The sequence below is a fragment of the Mesorhizobium sp. ArgA1 genome, assembly GCF_053714375.1.
This window is the reverse complement of sequence record NZ_JBSKBQ010000014.1, coordinates 14,259-30,040: the sequence shown is the minus strand read 5'-3', so window position 1 is coordinate 30,040 and position 15,782 is coordinate 14,259. Positions and strand designations below refer to the sequence as shown.

The 15,782-nt window shown below is 63.7% G+C and carries 16 protein-coding genes; 5 read left to right on the top strand and 11 right to left on the bottom strand.

The annotated features are described in order from the left end of the window. Positions 1–101: 101 nt before the first annotated feature. The 5 genes from ACWGTI_RS24520 to ACWGTI_RS24500 all read right to left on the bottom strand — a co-directional run bounded on the left by ACWGTI_RS24520 (position 102) and on the right by ACWGTI_RS24500 (position 6,215). The gene (locus tag ACWGTI_RS24520; RefSeq protein ID WP_454589515.1) at positions 102–2,267 is read right to left on the bottom strand and encodes an adenylate/guanylate cyclase domain-containing protein; all 2,166 of its coding nucleotides are present in this window, start codon (positions 2,265–2,267) and stop codon (positions 102–104) included. Positions 2,268–2,516: 249 nt separating this feature from the next. Next, the gene (locus ACWGTI_RS24515; RefSeq protein WP_454589514.1) at positions 2,517–3,653 is read right to left on the bottom strand and encodes an ABC transporter permease; all 1,137 of its coding nucleotides are present in this window, start codon (positions 3,651–3,653) and stop codon (positions 2,517–2,519) included. Continuing rightward, positions 3,650–4,570, bottom strand: coding sequence for an ABC transporter ATP-binding protein (locus ACWGTI_RS24510; protein ID WP_454589513.1), 921 nt, complete (start codon positions 4,568–4,570; stop codon positions 3,650–3,652). The genes ACWGTI_RS24515 and ACWGTI_RS24510 overlap by 4 nt, the downstream gene beginning before the upstream one ends. Then, positions 4,567–5,520, bottom strand: a complete 954-nt coding sequence (locus ACWGTI_RS24505; protein WP_454589512.1) for an HlyD family secretion protein — start codon at positions 5,518–5,520, stop codon at positions 4,567–4,569. The genes ACWGTI_RS24510 and ACWGTI_RS24505 overlap by 4 nt, the downstream gene beginning before the upstream one ends. Then, positions 5,517–6,215, bottom strand: coding sequence for a CerR family C-terminal domain-containing protein (locus ACWGTI_RS24500; RefSeq protein WP_454589511.1), 699 nt, complete (start codon positions 6,213–6,215; stop codon positions 5,517–5,519). Before ACWGTI_RS24500 ends, ACWGTI_RS24505 begins: the two co-directional genes overlap by 4 nt. A 91-nt stretch (positions 6,216–6,306) precedes the next feature. Here ACWGTI_RS24500 and ACWGTI_RS24495 point away from each other — a divergent pair, with 91 nt between their 5' ends. Genes ACWGTI_RS24495 through ACWGTI_RS24485 form a run of 3 tightly spaced genes read left to right on the top strand, consistent with a single transcriptional unit; the run spans position 6,307 to position 8,585 of the window. After that, complete coding sequence (locus ACWGTI_RS24495; protein WP_454589510.1) at positions 6,307–6,780, top strand: CYTH domain-containing protein; 474 nt, start codon at positions 6,307–6,309, stop codon at positions 6,778–6,780. Then, complete coding sequence (locus ACWGTI_RS24490; RefSeq protein WP_454589509.1) at positions 6,777–7,715, top strand: CHAD domain-containing protein; 939 nt, start codon at positions 6,777–6,779, stop codon at positions 7,713–7,715. The genes ACWGTI_RS24495 and ACWGTI_RS24490 overlap by 4 nt, the downstream gene beginning before the upstream one ends. A 42-nt stretch (positions 7,716–7,757) precedes the next feature. Then, the gene (locus ACWGTI_RS24485; RefSeq protein ID WP_454589508.1) at positions 7,758–8,585 is read left to right on the top strand and encodes a lipo-like protein; all 828 of its coding nucleotides are present in this window, start codon (positions 7,758–7,760) and stop codon (positions 8,583–8,585) included. A gap of 69 nt (positions 8,586–8,654) precedes the next feature. Here ACWGTI_RS24485 and ACWGTI_RS24480 read toward each other — a convergent pair whose 3' ends face one another. Continuing rightward, positions 8,655–10,139, bottom strand: coding sequence for an adenylate/guanylate cyclase domain-containing protein (locus ACWGTI_RS24480; RefSeq protein ID WP_454589507.1), 1,485 nt, complete (start codon positions 10,137–10,139; stop codon positions 8,655–8,657). 69 nt (positions 10,140–10,208) lie between these two features. Continuing rightward, complete coding sequence (locus ACWGTI_RS24475) at positions 10,209–11,009, bottom strand: helix-turn-helix domain-containing protein (protein WP_454589506.1); 801 nt, start codon at positions 11,007–11,009, stop codon at positions 10,209–10,211. Positions 11,010–11,124: 115 nt separating this feature from the next. Here ACWGTI_RS24475 and ACWGTI_RS24470 point away from each other — a divergent pair, with 115 nt between their 5' ends. After that, a complete protein-coding gene (locus ACWGTI_RS24470) occupies positions 11,125–11,985 on the top strand; it encodes an SMP-30/gluconolactonase/LRE family protein (protein WP_454589505.1) in 861 nt (286 codons plus the stop codon). 18 nt (positions 11,986–12,003) lie between these two features. Here ACWGTI_RS24470 and ACWGTI_RS24465 read toward each other — a convergent pair whose 3' ends face one another. The 4 genes from ACWGTI_RS24465 to ACWGTI_RS24450 form a co-directional block, all read right to left on the bottom strand. Beyond that, positions 12,004–13,722 (bottom strand): SulP family inorganic anion transporter, encoded by a 1,719-nt coding sequence (locus ACWGTI_RS24465; protein WP_454589504.1) that lies wholly within the window; start codon positions 13,720–13,722, stop codon positions 12,004–12,006. A 79-nt stretch (positions 13,723–13,801) separates the two neighbouring features. Further along, entirely contained in the window at positions 13,802–14,071 is a 270-nt protein-coding gene (locus ACWGTI_RS24460) for a helix-turn-helix domain-containing protein (RefSeq protein ID WP_454589503.1), read from the bottom strand. Positions 14,072–14,252: 181 nt separating this feature from the next. Continuing rightward, a complete protein-coding gene (locus tag ACWGTI_RS24455; RefSeq protein ID WP_454589502.1) occupies positions 14,253–14,969 on the bottom strand; it encodes a phosphatase PAP2 family protein in 717 nt (238 codons plus the stop codon). Positions 14,970–14,973: 4 nt separating this feature from the next. Beyond that, complete coding sequence (locus ACWGTI_RS24450) at positions 14,974–15,315, bottom strand: hypothetical protein (protein WP_454575482.1); 342 nt, start codon at positions 15,313–15,315, stop codon at positions 14,974–14,976. A 242-nt stretch (positions 15,316–15,557) separates the two neighbouring features. Here ACWGTI_RS24450 and ACWGTI_RS24445 point away from each other — a divergent pair, with 242 nt between their 5' ends. Beyond that, positions 15,558–15,782 carry a hypothetical protein gene (locus ACWGTI_RS24445; protein WP_454575483.1) on the top strand — a complete coding sequence of 75 codons (225 nt, stop codon included), beginning with the start codon at positions 15,558–15,560 and terminating at the stop codon, positions 15,780–15,782.

The window sequence follows — 15,782 nt, the reverse complement described above, 5'->3', positions numbered from 1 at the left end:
GTGTGCGCCTGAACCGCACCAATGCGACGCCGGCAAACAAAGCCACGAACGCAACCAGCCAGGCGATCTCACCCACCACCGCCGGCAGGTCGGGGGTGGTCTCATTTGACGGTCGAAAACTCAAAACGATCGAAACGGAAGACTGCCGTATACTCGTTGCGTCGCTCCGGCGTCCCGGTAGGATTGCGGAAGATCGCGCCGCAGGTTGTCTGAACTTTCGGAATGGCGTCGCACAGGAAGTTCCCCTGCACCCAGCTGGTTCCTTTATCTATCCATGCGCCTCCCCCGCTCAGGTCACGACCGAGGATGAGCGACCTGATCTCCGAACCGGTAAGCCGGTCCTTCGCGTCCACATCGACCTCTTCCGGCAACTCCGGCAATCCGGCCTTGTCCAGGCCGTCCAGCAGGCGCCCGATGTCAGCTGGGTTCTTGAACACAAAATACCTCTGCGTGACCAGCTGATTTGCCCCCCCATCCTTTCGTTCCAACATGACGTTCTTTAGCCTGTCACTATAGGCCGCAACCTGATCGCTGCGCCCGAGATGTGCGTAGGCCGAAACCAACACCTGCAGGCCGTAGAATTTCGGCCATGGATCGGGCGATTGGAGATCGATCCTTTCAAGGTAGTCGACAGCTTCTTCGAAACGACCCTGGCCAAATTCAGCCAGCCCAGCCAGGTAGTGCCGATGGTCATTGCCGCCTGGGTCGACACGATTGGCCGCGATGAGGTAGTCGCGCGCCTCGTTCGGCCTGCCATTGAAGTTTAGGGCTTCTGCCAGCCCGACATAGTTCAGGGGATCGCTCGGGTCGAGCGCCACTGCCTTGAACATAACCGCGACTGCCTCGTCGGACCGGTGCTCGCGAACCATCAAACTGGCGACGAGTTGATAGTAGGACGGCGAAGGATGCTTGGCTGCCTCCCCCAGGTACTTGTAGACGTTGTACAGCGCAATGATATCCGAAGAGGCCAAAGCTTTGACCCGCGGCCCGTCCATCTCCCAATAGGCCCATGCGAGTGAGGCTGCCGCCGCGCCGAAATTCGGATCGAGTTCCAGCGCCTGCTGGAAAAGCCTCACTGCCTGCGCAAACTCGTCTGGAGTATTGCGACGATTGTAGATTTCCGTACCCTGGAGGTAAGCTTCGTACGCCGCAGGATTGCGCGTGCCGCCCGCGACATCTGCCTTGCCTTGGGCGCTGACGAGACGGAGCTTGAGCGCGCCTGCGATGCTGACGACGACCTTGTCCTGCAGCGTAAACACATCTGTCCACTGGCCGTCGAAACGTTCCGCCCAGAGGTGACCGGTGGTCGAGCCGTCGATCAGTTGCGCGTTGATACGCATGTCGTCGCCGACTCGACGTATCGAGCCCTCCAGGATGTACCGGACACCAAGCGCTGCGGCGACCTCAGCGGGTTTAGTCTCCTTGCCCTTGTAGGTGGAAGCCGCGTTTCGCGATACGACGAACAGACCGGGCACACGTGCAAGTTCTGTGGTCAGGTCCTCGGTGAAACCGTCAGCCAGATAACCTTGCGCCTTGTCGTCGCTGAGATTGTCAAATGGAAGCACGACGAGGGATGGCCGGGTGTCTGCTTTCGCATTGTCCGTAACAGCGGTGGGCCGAATCGGAGGCTCCCACGGTCGCCACCACGCTGCTGCAAGGCCGACTGCGACAACAAGGACCGCAATAGCGACGGCCAGATTGCGGCTGAAACGTCGGTGTCGATTGACCGCCATGGGCTTTCCCGCCACCGTGGGATCGAGCAGCACCCGATACGCCTGCACCGGTTCGGCGATGTTCTTCAGCTTCTGTTGGCCCATCGGCTCAAAGCCGAAAGCCAACTTCTTCTCAACCTCTTTTGCGACCTTTGCCGAGACACAGATGCCGCCAGGCTCCGCTAGTTGTTGGAGCCTGGCAGCGACGTTGACGCCCTCGCCATATCGGTCCTCGCCCTCCACAATCACTTCGCCGAGATTGATCCCGATCCTGACGCGAATCCGATGATCCTCGGAAACGGCGGCGTTGTGTTCCGCCAGGGCGTGCTGCAACGACACGGCACATTCGACCGCGTCCACGACGCTGCCGAATTCGGCCAGCAGTCCATCGCCCATCAGCTTGAAGATGTGGCCGTGCTGGCGGGCAATCTCAGGCTCGAACAGTTCCTTGCGTTGAGCACGAAGGCGCTCGAACGTGCCGGCCTCGTCGCGTTCCATCTGGGCGGAATAGCCCACAACATCGGCAGCGAGAATGGCGGAAAGCTTGCGGTCCATCGATCTGGCCTGTCCCCCGTGGAGTATAGACCTGGTCACGTTGAAATGAAACGACCGACCTCTCCAGCGACCGTCGCCGGTGTCTCGGGATCATCCAGCAAAAAATGCCGTCGATGAACCGCGCAGTTCGCAGATACGGGCGCATCGTTGGCACCGATCTTGCCATCGAGGATGATTGAACTGTCGCTTGATGCTGAGCGCCGAGGCGATGCTCGTCTCCCCTTCGATCCCGCCAAATCGTGAACCGAGCTAATCCAGCGTGCGCCTGAACCGCACCAGCGCGACGCCGGCAAACAAGGCCACGAACGCGACCAGCCAGGTGATCTCGCCCGCCACCGCCGGCAGTTCGGCGCCCTTCAGCATCACCGCCCGGGTGATACGCAGAAAATGCGTCAGGGGGAAAATCTCGCCGAACGCCTGCGCCCAGCCCGGCATGCCGCGATAGGGGAACATGAAGCCGGACAAAAGAATCGACGGCAGGAAGAAGAAGAAGGTCAGCTGCAAGGCCTGCATCTGCGTGCGGGCGATGGTCGAGATCGTGTAGCCGAGCAGCACCAGCGCCAGCACGAACACCAGCACGGCGCTGAGCAGCAACGTTATCGACCCGGTGAAGGGGATGGCGAACAGAAGCTTCGACGCCGCCAGCACCACCAGCACCTGCACGCCGCCGACCACCAGATAGGGCAGCACCTTGCCCATCATGATTTCGAGCGGGCTGGACGGCATGGCGAGCAGGTTTTCCATGGTGCCGCGCTCGGTTTCGCGAGTCAGTGCGATCGAGGTCATCATCACCATGGTCATCTGCAGGATGACGCCGAGCAGGCCGGGCACGATGTTGTATTGCGAGACGCCTTCCGGGTTGTAGCGCCGGTGCACGACGACATCGAGCTGGCCACGCGCGGTTTCCGCCGCGGCCTCCTGCATGCCTTGCGCCCTGAGCAGTGCCTGGCCGGCGACGGTGCCAAGCGTCGAGATGGCGCCACTCGCCACCGCCGGGTCGGTGGCATCGGCCTCGATCAGGATTTGCGGCTTGTCGCCACGCTCCACCCGGCGGCCAAAATCGGCGGGAATGGTTACGACGAAGGCGACGTCGCCGCGCGACATCAGGAACTCGGCCTCCGCCGCACTTTGCGCGACATGGTCGAAGCGGTAATAGCCCGTCGTCTGCAGCGCAGACACCATGGCGCGCGTATAGGGGTCGCTGCTCATCGCCACCAGGGCCGCGGGCAGGCTCTTCGGATCGTTGTTGATGGCGTAGCCGAACAGCACCAGCTGGATCAGCGGCACGCCCAGCATCATGGCGAAGGTGATGCGGTCGCGCCGCATCTGGATGAATTCCTTGATCAGCAGTGCCCCCAGCCGGGCGAAGGAGAAGACCGCGTTCATGCCATATTGTCCTTCGAGCCGGACATGAACTGGATGAACACATCTTCCAGGCTGGTCTCGCCGGGCTGCACGGTGACGCCCTTGTGATCCTTCTCGACATCGGCGAGCGCCTTTTTCAGCGCCGCCGCATCGGAGCCGACGACATGCAGCGTGGCGCCGAACGGCGCCACCTGGTCGACGCCGTGGCGCCCTTGCAGCGCTTGCGCCACCTGGTCGAGCTGCGGTCCCTGCAGCACGAAAGTGGTCAGCCCGGCATTCTCCACCACTTCGGCAACGGTGCCGGTGGTCAGCATCTTGCCGTAGGAGATGTAAGAGATGCGGTGGCAGCGCTCGGCCTCGTCCATGTAGTGGGTGGAGACCAGAACGGTCAGTCCGCCGCTGGCGAGGCGATGGATTTCGTCCCAGAACTCGCGCCGCGCCTTCGGGTCGACGCCGGCGGTCGGCTCGTCGAGCAGCAGCAGCTTCGGTTTGTGCATGATGCAGGCGGCCAGCGCCAGGCGCTGCTTCCAGCCGCCCGACAGCGTGCCGGCGAGCTGATTGCGGCGGGTCGAGAGGCCGAGATCCTCCAATGTGCGGGCGACATGCTCCTCGACCGGCTTCAGCCGGTAAAGCCGCGCCACGAATTCGAGGTTCTCGCCGATCGTCAGATCCTCGTAGAACGAGAATTTCTGCGTCATGTAGCCGACTTCGCGCTTGATGCGGAGCGACTCGGTGCGGATGTTGAAACCCAGCACCGTGCCTTCGCCCTCATCGGGCGTCAGCAGGCCGCACATGATGCGGATGGTCGTCGTCTTGCCGGAGCCGTTCGGCCCGAGGAAACCGACGATCTCGCCTTCGGCTACCGTCATCGTTACATGGTCGACGACGGTCTTGTCGCCGAAACGCTTGACCAGGCCATGAACGTCGATGGCGTTCATTTTGCCGCGGCCGCCAGTTCGACATCGACGATCTGTCCCGGCTGCAGCGCTTGCGCCTCGCCCTCGGGCCGCGCCTCGACGAGGTAGACCAGCTTCTGCCGGTTCTCCAGCGAATAGATCACCGGCGGGGTGAATTCGGGATCGGGCGAAACGTAGCTGACACGCGCCTTCACACCCTCGCCGCAGCCGTCGCAATGGACGGAAAGCAGCGTGCCGACGTTGATCGATGAAAAGGCGCTTTCCGGGATATAGACGCTGAGCTTCACCGCGCCATCCGGCAGCATCGAGATGACGGGCGCGGTCGGCCCGGCAGTGTCGCCGGGGTTGCGGATGACATCGTTGACGCGACCGGACGAGGGCGCCGCCAGCACCCGCTTCGACAGCCGCCATTGTGCCTGTTCCAGCGCCGACTGCGCCTGCTTGACCTGATTGTCCGCCGCCTTGATGGTTTCGGGCCGCGCCGGCAGGCCGCCGACGGCGAGATTTGCCTCCGCCTGGCCGACCTGCGCATTTGCCGTCTCCAGCGTCGCCGACGCGGTGTCGTAGTCGGCCTGCGTGCCGGTGCCGCGCTTGAACAGATCGGAGGCGCGGTCATAACGGCGCATGGCGTCGGTGGCTTGCGCGCGGGCCATGTCGACCTCGGCCTTCAACACAGCGATTTCTTCCGGTCTTTTGCCGACCTGCAGATCGGCAAGCTGCGCCTGCGCCTGGGCGAGAGCTGCCTCGGCCTGGGCGACGGCGATTTTGGCGTCGGCGCTTTCCAGCGTCACCACCGGCGTGTTTGTTACAACGCGATCGCCACGCTTGACCGTCACGGTCTCGACCTGTGCCACCTCGATCGGCGCCAGAAGCACATAATCGCCCTCGACATAACCAACGGCCAGCGGCGCTGCCGGCGCGCAGGCGCCGAACAGCTGGGTCGCGAGCGGCAGGGAACAGAGAAAACTCATCGCTTGCCCTCCTTGCGGGCGGCGGCCTTGCGCGCGCCGAGCATGGCCTCGAGATTGTTGGTGGCGACCGCCACCACCTTGGCGGCTTCCGCGGCGCCGATTTCGCGCCAGCCCATCCGGCGCAGCACCGCCTCGCGGCCGATGCGGAAATAGATGACCTGGCCGATCAGGGTGAAAACGGTGAGCTTGGTGGCCTCGCTCTCGGCCGGCTCGCCGGTCGCCTGTTCCCAGACCTGGCAGAGCCGCCGATGCGTCGGCTCGAACACGCCGGCATAGATGCGGTCGAGCGCGGCCGTGGGATGCGAGAGCTCGCGAAGTACGAATTGTACGATTTCGCCGGCCTCGGGACTCGCGACAACGAACCCCACCATGCGCTCCAGCGCTGCGACCAGCTGCGCCCTGGCGGCCTCGGGGGTGGAGGGGGCCGGCGCAGTTCCGATCGCTGGTCCGGCAATTGCCTGGATGGTCTCGACAATGTGGTCGGCGGCAGCCGCGCGCAGCCCTTCCTTGCTGCCGAAATGATAGGCGATGGAGCCTATGTTGGCCTTCGCCTCCGCCGCGATCTCGCGCGTCGAGGTGCCGTCGAAGCCCTGCCGTCCGAACAGTTTGAGCGCGGCCAGCACAAGTGCGGCGCGGGTCTGCTCAGCGGGCGATGTCTCCTGGCGGGGCGTTTTATTCGGCGCGGCTTTGATCATGCCGATCTGTTAATCAATCGATTGATTAAAGTCAAACTGATTCTCTGTGCTGGCTTGCCATGTCGAGCCGCAGGCGCTTTAGTGCGCGGCCATGGGCAAGGAAGTCGAACGCAAGTTCCTGGTCTCCAGCGCCGCGTGGCGTAATCTGGCCGAGGCGGATATCCGCATTCGCCAGTTCTATCTTGCCGCAGCGCCTGGCCGCACCGTGCGCGTGCGCATCAGCGACGGTAGCTCGGCGAAACTGACGCTCAAATTCGGCAGCCGCGCCCGCGAGCGCGACGAATACGAGTATACGATCCCGCTGGCCGATGCCGAGGAGATGCAGGCCTTCGCCATCGGACATGTCATCGAGAAGACACGGCACCATGTTAGGCATCGCGGCTATCTGTACGAAGTCGATGTTTTCGGCGGGATTCTTGCCGGCCTTGTGGTGGCCGAGCTCGAGACGCCGGAGGATGTACCTGACGAAATGCTGCCTGATTGGCTCGGCCGCGAAGTGACCGGCGAGCAAAGGTTTTACAACGCGTCGCTCGCCCTTGGGGGGATTCCGGAGATCGCCGCATGAGTTTTCGCATCGACCCGCGCCTGCCGCTGACCGGCGAGGTCAGGCGCATCCTTGGCGAGGAGATCGCCAGGGCGCTTGCCCATCTGGCCGTCGCACACGACCGGCCGGAGCAGGCGCTGCACAAATGCCGCAAGCGGCTGAAGAGCGCGCGTGCCTTGCTGCGCCTTGTCCATTCCGGCAACGAAACGTTTTGCCAGACCGAAAACCAGTGCTACCGCCAGGTGGCGGCCCTGCTGGCGGGTCCGCGCGAAGCGACCGCGCTGGTCGAGACCATCGACCGGCTGGCAGCGGCCTTCCCTGAGCAAGTTGCCGGCGGCGGCCTCGACAGCGTGCGCGACCGGCTTGTCACCCGCCAGCATGAAATGCATGCCGGCGCCGGCCTGGACGCGGCAATCGGCGCGGCGACCGCCGCCTGCGAGGAAGGCCTGGTGCGGATAGAGCGGCTGCTGCTCCCAGATTTGCCCGAACATGCCGCCGACGTGCTTGCCGACGGCGCCCGCAAGACCTTGCGCCGCGCCAGGAAGGCGTTGGACAGGGCGGGATCGCGTGGCGAAGCAGAGGATTTCCACGATCTGCGCAAGGCGGCAAAAACCCATTCGATGCATCTGTCGCTGCTCGGCCGGCTGTGGCCGACGCCGATCAAGGTGCGGCGCAAGGCGGTCGACGAACTGGGCGAAAAACTCGGCGAACTGCACGATGTCTTCGTCATGCGCGCGCTGCTCGAAGCCGACGGGGAGCCGCTTGGCGATGCGCAGGACACCAAGCTTCTCGGCAAGCTGTTGAAGCGCTCGGAAAAGAGCCTGAAGAAGGCCTGTCTCGCCGGGGCTGCCGAACTGTTCGGCGACAGCCCCAAGCGCTCGACAAAGAAACTCGCCCGCAATGCGCGCGATGATCTGGCCGGCCCAGCGCCCCTCGAAGACGCGACCGTCGGCTGACGCTAGCCCTCCCCCGCCGGCTCGTGCTAGTCACGCTCTACCATGACCGCGCCTCGCGACACGCTTCTCGACCGGCTTGGCCGCTGGCTTGCCGGCCGGCTGCAGGATGAATCATCGGGCTATGAGCCCTACACGCCATCCGATGCCGAGACGCTGCGGCGCACGCTCGAATCCGGCGACATCCTGCTTGTCGAGGGCAACCAGAAGATCTCGGCGGTGATCAAGTACCTGACGCAATCAACCTGGTCGCATGCGGCCTTCTATGTCGGTGATGCGTTGCCCAAACCGCCGGACGGATCGGAACGTCCCCGCCTGATCGAAGTGACGCTCGGCGAAGGCTGTGTCGCCGTGCCGCTGTCGCGCTACCACACCTATAACACCCGCATCTGCCGGGCGAGCGGGCTGGCGCCGGAGGATCGCGACCATGTCGTCGCTTTCATGATCGGCAAGCTCGGCCTGAAATACGATCTCAAGAACATTTTCGACATGCTGCGCTTTTTCATGCCGACGCTGCCCGTTCCGGTACGCTGGCGCCGCCGCATGCTGGCTTTCGGCTCGGGCGATCCAACGCGCGCCATCTGCTCGACGCTGATCGCCGAAGCTTATGGCGAGATTCGCTATCCGATCCTGCCCGAGATCACCCGCGCGCCCGGCCGCGCCTCGGCGCAGTCGAACTATTCGCGACGGGAAATCCTGCACATACGCCATCATTCGCTCTACACGCCGCGCGACTTCGACCTTTCGCCCTTCTTCCGGATCGTCAAGCCGACACTGGAATACGGTTTCGACTACCGGGCGGTGACCTGGGAGGACAAGGCAAGCACAGACGCCGCGGCCGCGAAGGCTAGCGCAATCGCCTCAGACACGTGATGGCTTTCGGCCATGGGGCAAGACATGCCCCATGGCGCCCTGCCGCTGTCTGGCCCAGGCGCAGGCGTTTCACATGGCGGCCGAAACCGCAACAGCGCCCTGGTTTTCGGCTCTGTGTTCGACCCAGACATGGACCGGTTCGTCCCGGCCGCGGATGCTCACCGGTCCATGATCGCGCGCATTCAACTGTGTCGTGGGCGATTCCGCTTTCGCGGCCTCGATCAGTCGTGACCCAAAGCAAATATTCGCCTGAAGCTCGCGGCAAAGCGCCTGCAAACGGCTGGCGACGTTGACCGTGTCGCCCACCACCGCGAAGGACAGATTGCGCTCGCTGCCGACCGCGCCGATGACGACTGCGCCATATTGTGCACCGATCCGAACGTCCAGCTGCGGGTATCCCCTGGACACCCGCTGAACATTCCAGTCTTCGAGAGCGGCGATCATCGCTTCGGCGCACTGGATGGCCCGGGTCGCATCGTCATGGCTGGCTTGCGGAACTCCGAATGTCGCCATGATGCAATCGCCGATATAGTTATCGACGGTGCCATGGTGGTCGAAAACGACCTGCTCCATGCGACGGTGGAACTGGCGCAGAAGTTCGAACACCGCTTCGGCCGGATGATCCTCGGAATAGTGTGTGAAGCCGACGATGTCGGCGAACAGCACCGCGATATCCTGCCGGCGGACCGGGCCGAAGGGCTCGTCATCCGTGGCGAGCTGGTCGACGACATTGGGCGAAAAATGCCGGGCGAGATTGGCGCGGGCGCGCTCTGCCTTGACATAGTCTTCCGACAGATGCCGGGAACGAGAGACGACCAGCGCCATGATCGCACCGATAATCAGCACAACCAACACGTTGGTCGCCTGCGCGAATGTGTCGACGAAATTGGGGTTGAGATAGAGGTTCAGTCGCTCTGTCATCGGCAGCGAATAGAGGTTCGTCGCCGGAATGACGGTTCCCGGACGAAAAATCACCCATCCCACGCCGATCGTCCACGTCAAGGCCGCGAGCGCGCCGAGATAGAGCGCCAACCGTGTCGAAAGGGTCAGCGCGCCGAGGCATACGAAAATCAGCAGGAATTTGAAGCTGCCCTCGCGCAATTGCATCGCGGCCGGCGCGATCTCCTGGGAAAACGGGTTGGGCGTTACCAGCAGGACGGTCAACAGAAAGATGTCCAGCGTACCGACGAGGTAACCGATCCACCATCGCGCCGTGGTGCGACGGCGCGCGAAGAGAAACTGGATCAGGCCGACGAGCTGGAACAGCACGAGGCCCGCCAGCACGAAGAGCAACGAGGCATCCCAGCGGCTGATCAATGAAAAGAAGCAGGAGATCGCGGCAAGAGATGCCGTACGCGCCCAGAACTGCAATGCAGCTCCCTGGCGTTCTGCGCGATCCCGCAAATTTTTCAGACGCGAATAGCGGCGAAGTTCAAGTGTTGGCGCGGTCGGCATGGGATCACTTCGATTCGGGGGGACGTGTGATGCGTTCTGGCAAATCAATGCGCGAACTCTATCACGAATGTCGGTTTCATTTTTGAAACGCGGCTGCAAGGAGCAAAAACGTCCGGACAAAAGATCTGGGTGAAAACCGAAGCAGGACAGGGCGGAGGCTTGGCCGTATCAGGCCGGCAATGGACGGCGGCCCTTTGCAGGAACGGCGGGCCGGTCGGACGCACCGGCATCCCTGGGATGCGGGCCGATCGGCATGATTGCCGGGAACGGCGTTGCACCAAAGGCAAACGTCCATTTGTAGCCGGTCAGCCCGTCTTCTGGCGTCGTGTGCTGGTCGTGGTGGGCGAGCAGCTTGACGCGCTCGGCCAGTTCCTCGGCCTCGCGCTTGACCATCTCCGCCGTCTCCGGCCGCATGCGCCTGGAGAACGAGACAAAGGTCGCTTCCCGCTCCAGATGGGTGATCGCCCAGCCGATGAAATTCTTGTTGGTCATCTCGAACAATGGCCTGAGCGGTCCTTCGAAATTCCACTGGATGGGTGTGTCGACCAGCAGCCGGGCCGACAGCCCGCTGCCAAGCGCAATCAGGCCGAGCGCTTCGAGATCGCGCAGATAGAGGAACATCGAGGCTTCGCTCAGCCCTTGCGAGCGCATTACGCCCTCAGGGGTGAACTTCTCCGACAGCATGACGAAGATGAACAGCAGCGCCGGCCGCCCGGCAAGCTTGCGCTCGATCTCCGGCGCGATGCGGTTGACCGGCCCCGGTCCCCTGTTCATCGAGCCGAGCACGTTTTCCAGCTCGACGCCGGCGGCAGCACAGATCTCCACCAGCCGGTCGAGCTTGCAGTTGCGCTCGTGGAAGATGCGCTTCACGGTCGGCTCGGAAACGTCCATACGCTCGGCAAGGTCGCGATAGGTGACGCCCTTGGCCTTCAGCGTCCGCTTCAGCGCCTCGAAGATCAGTCCGTTCATGGGATGCGCCTATTTCGCATGATTTGGTATCGGGTTTCGATACTAGCGGCAATCCGCCTTCCAGAAAAGTATCAAAATCTCTAGCTCTCCGCTCGTCATCACAGGAGACCTGGCCATGAAAACCCTCATCACCTCGATTTGTGTCGCCACCTTCGGGATCACGCTCGCACCGACCGCACAGGCCGGTGAAGTCTGGCGCGCTTCCGGCTTCCAGCAGCCGGAATCGGCGCTGTTCGACGCCACCAACAACCGCATCATCGTTTCCAACATCGTCGGCAATCCCGGTGCAGCCGACGGCAACGGCTATCTCTCGCTGCTGTCTGCGGACGGCAAGGTCGTCGCCCAGCACTGGACCGACGGCATGGATGCACCGAAGGGCTCGGCGATCTCCGGCGGCAAGCTCTACGTCGCCGACATCACCAAGATGCGGGTCGTCGATCTGACCAGCGGCAACCTCGTCTCGACCATCGATGTGCCCGGCGCCGTTTTCCTCAACGACGTGACGTCGGACAGTTCGGGCAAGGTGTATGTCACCGACATGCTTGCCGATGCGATCTACCGCATCGACGGCGACAAGCCTGAACTGTTCGTGAAGGATGCGAAGCTCGCCTCGCCCAATGGCGTCTTCGCCGATGGCGATCGGCTGATCGTGGCGTCCTGGGGCAAGGGCATCAAGGCCGATTTCAGCACCGCCGAGCCCGGCGGGTTGCTGTCTGTCGACCTCGCCAGCAAGGCGATCACGCCGCTGCCGAGGGCACAAAACTTCGCCGACCTCGACGGTGTCGTCGCCATCGGCGACAGCATCTACGCCACCGCCTACTTGACCGGCACGCTCTATCGCTACAAGGTCGGCGGCACGCCGGAAGCAGTCGTGCAGTTCAGGCCGGGCAGCGCCGATATCGGCACCGACGGCGCGTCGGTGATCTATGTGCCGCTGATGAACGAAGGTGAGATCGCGGCGATGAGTCTCGACTGAGGCCGCACACTTGCCGGCTCAGCCAGCGGGTGCCGCTTTGAGCTGCGCCCGCGCGTCCCGGATCGAAGCGGCAAAGGTCACCAGCGGCCGCTTGACGCCGTGGGTGATGAGCATGCGCCGCGTCTGCGGCGAGGCGCCGGCGATGATGAAGCGGACGCCGGCGCGCTTCGCCTTGTGCGCCGCGCCCTCGATGACATTGGCCGCGGTAGAATCCAAGAACGGCACCGCCGAGCAATCGAGGATGAAGTTCTTGCGCTGGTCGGCGATGCGGTCGAGCACCGTGCCGACGGTCGAGGCGGCGCCGAAGAAGAAGGCGCCGGAGATCCGATAGACGACGGTGTCGGCATCGCTGGCTTCGCTGGAATCGTATGTGCCAGCGGTGTCGGCGACGTCCTCCGGTACCAGCGATTGATCCGCCTCGACGGCAATCGACTTGGCCATGCGGTCGATAAACAGGATCGAGCCCAGCGCGAAGCCGACGACGATGCCTTCAGTCAGGTCCCGGAACACGACGATCAGGAAAGTCGCCACCAGCACCAGCGCGTCGCCGCGCGAAGCGCGCAGCAATGTGAGAAAGGCTTGCTTCTCGAACATGTTCCAGCAGACCACCGCCAGTACGCCGGCAAGGGCGGCAAGCGGGATGTAGCTGGCAAGCGGCGCCGCCACCAGCATCAGCGCCAGCAGGATCGCCGAGTGAACCATGCCCGAGACCGGCCCGTGCGCGCCGGCCCGCACATTCGTCGCCGTGCGGGCAATGGTGCCGGTGGCGCAGATGCCACCGAACATGGCAGAGGCGATGTTGGCAAAACCTTGCGCCACCAGTTCGCAGTTGGAACGGTGCCGGCGTCCGGTCATGCCGTCGGCGACCACTGCCGACAGCAGCGATTCGATCGCGCCGAGCAGGGCAAAGGCGATGGCGTCCGGCAGCACGTCGATCATCCTGTCCAGGCTGATCGGCGGCAAGGCCGGGACTTGCAGGCTGCGCGGGATGCCGCCGAAGCGCGTGCCGATCGTTTCGGCCGGCAGCGCCAGCAGCGCCGCGACGAGCGAGGCCAGTGCGATGGCGATCAGCATCGCCGGCCATTTCGGCCGCCAGCGCTTCAGGAAGGCGATGGTGATGATGGTCAGTGCCGCCACGCAAGTCGCCGCAACGTTGATCGTGCCAGCCGCTTCGCCAAGCGCGATCAGCTTGGGCACGAAAGGTCCCGGCTCCTTCCCGGGCAAGGTCAATCCGAACAGTTCGGCGATCTGGCCGGAAAAGATGATGACCGCAATGCCGGCAGTGAAGGCGACCGTCACCGGATAGGGGATGAACTTGATATAGGTCCCGAGGCGGAGGTAGCCGATGGCAAGCAGGAAGACGCCCGCCATCATCGTCGCCAGCAGCAGACCGTCGACGTCGACGCGCGCCACCGTAGCCGCCACCAGCACGATGAAGGCGCCGGCCGGGCCGCCGATCTGGAACCGGCTGCCGCCGAGCGCCGAAATGATGAAGCCGCCGATGATCGAGGTGTAGAGGCCGCGCTCCGGCGTCACACCCGAAGCGATGGCGATCGCCATCGACAGCGGCAGCGCGACAATGGCAACCGTCAGGCCGGACATGACGTCGGCCTTGAATTCCGGCAGGCGGTAACCTTCGCGCCAGACCGTCACCAGTTTCGGCGTGAACAGCTCCGAAAATGTCGGCTTCGCCAGGTGATGGGCCGGTTGCTCGACTGCCTGACGGATCTGATCCATGGACTGCCTTCCGCTTGCGTGAAGGCGGCGGGATCGTCGGCAGGACTGTCGGCGGTCGCCGTCGCGACTGTATGCCGGCTCAGCCTTGCGGGTTCGGCGCCGCGACCGGCTTGAGGCGCACGCCTCTGCCGCCGCGCTCGCTGGTCTGGTTCTCGCCGATCAGCTCCACCCCGGCCTCGTCGAGAGCCTGGATGACCTTCATCAGCGTATCGACCACGCCCCTGACCACGCCGTCGCTCGCTTCCATGCGTTGGATAGTCGGAAGCGAAACCCCGGCGCGCTCGGCGAGCGTCTTCTGATCGATGCCGGCCAGCGCCCTCGCGGCGCGCATCTGCGCGGCAGTGATCATCGACCGGAACCCCCCGTCTGAGTCTGCGGTTTCACGTATAATATAATCATTATGATGTTTCAACCATCATGAAGCATATATGAAACATGATCTGTCTGTGGAGTCGGATGGCGGGAAACGGGATAAGCATGCTGCGCTAACGGATTGATCGACCGGCTGATCTGATTGTCACCCCGCGCCATCAGTCTTTCAGGTCGCCGCCACTATCGGTCACCGCATGCCGCCGCTGCAGAAGTCGCGCCGCCAGCCAGCACAGCATCGCCCAGGCGAAGCCCGCGCACCAGCCGGCGAGCACGTCGGAAGGCCAGTGGACGCCGAGATAGACGCGGCTGACGCCGACCAGCAGCGTCGTCAGAACCGCAAGGCAGAGCACGAAGATCTTGGTCGTGCGTCCCGGCAGAAAGCCCGCCGCCAGCGAGCCGAGCGTCAGATAGGTCACTGCCGAGACCATGGCATGGCCGCTTGGAAACGACAGCGACGTCTCTGTGACGAGGTGCGAGACGAGGTCCGGGCGCGGCCGGTCGACGTCGGCTTTCAACAGGCTGGACAGTGCCTGGCCGCTGGCCACCGCCGCCAGGACGAACAGCGCCGTCCCTGCCTTGCGGATCAGCAGGAGGTAGACGATCACCGCCGCCACGATCAGTACCAGCACCGCCGAGCTGCCGAGGCTGGTTATGTCGCGCATCGCGCCGTGCAACCAGAGCGGGCCGAGCGGAACGTCGGGATGGCCGGCCTGGCGGAAGGCGAGCAGGATTTCGGTATCGAAAGCATGCGGGGTGGTGTCGCGCGCCACCTCCATCAGCTCCTCGAGCCCCCAAAGCCCGCCGGCGATGATCAGCCCGGCAAGCAGCACCGGAAATTCGATCCAGTTGGCGAGGATGCGGAGGGCGGTCTTCATTGTACTATAGCCGTCCCTGCAGATAGGGCCCGAGCGTGATCAGCGCCACGGCGGCGATGGCCAGGACGATGCCGGTCGCCTGCAAGGTATTGACGCGTTCGCCGAAGAACACCAGCGCCACGACATTGACCGACACCAGCTGGATCACCGCCGACAGGCTGAACGACACCGACATGCCGAACTCGCGGACCAGCCGCAGCATGATCAGATTGCCCAGCGTATACAGCGCCAGCGTCACCAGGATCTTGCCAAGGCTCGGCGCCAGCCCCCATTGCTTGGCCGCGGTTGCCGCCAGCAGGAAGATCACCGTTGAAATGACAAGCTGCGCCAGTCCCCAGAAGCTCACTTTGTCCCTCGCTGCCGTTTGTGGCAGCCCTTGTTCCGCAAGCGCGCCGGCACGTCAAGCGAACTGCAGCGGAACATGCCCGGCCGGCGGCGAGAGATGGCCGGGTGGGTGGCAGCCGGATCGTGGTCTGATTGCCAACGCTCGAGCCGGATTTACCCGAATCCAGGCGACTGCTCCGCTCAAGCCTCGGGAAAGATTGGACATTTAAACACGGCGCCCTAGGTCTTCTGGAGGAGGCTGCCATGCCGAAGTCTGTTTATGACCGGGGCCTGCTCAGGCCCGATGATATTGCCAAGCTGCAACGTGTGTTCGACGAGGCCTGTAGCAGGCGCGACCTGCATCCCGATTCGACCGAGGCGCGCGAACTCGCGCTGACTGTGCTGGCACTGCACAATGCCGGCATGGTCGAGGAGGACATGCTGATTGAAGCCGTCGGTTTCCGCCGGCTGGAGCCAAAATCGGCCTGA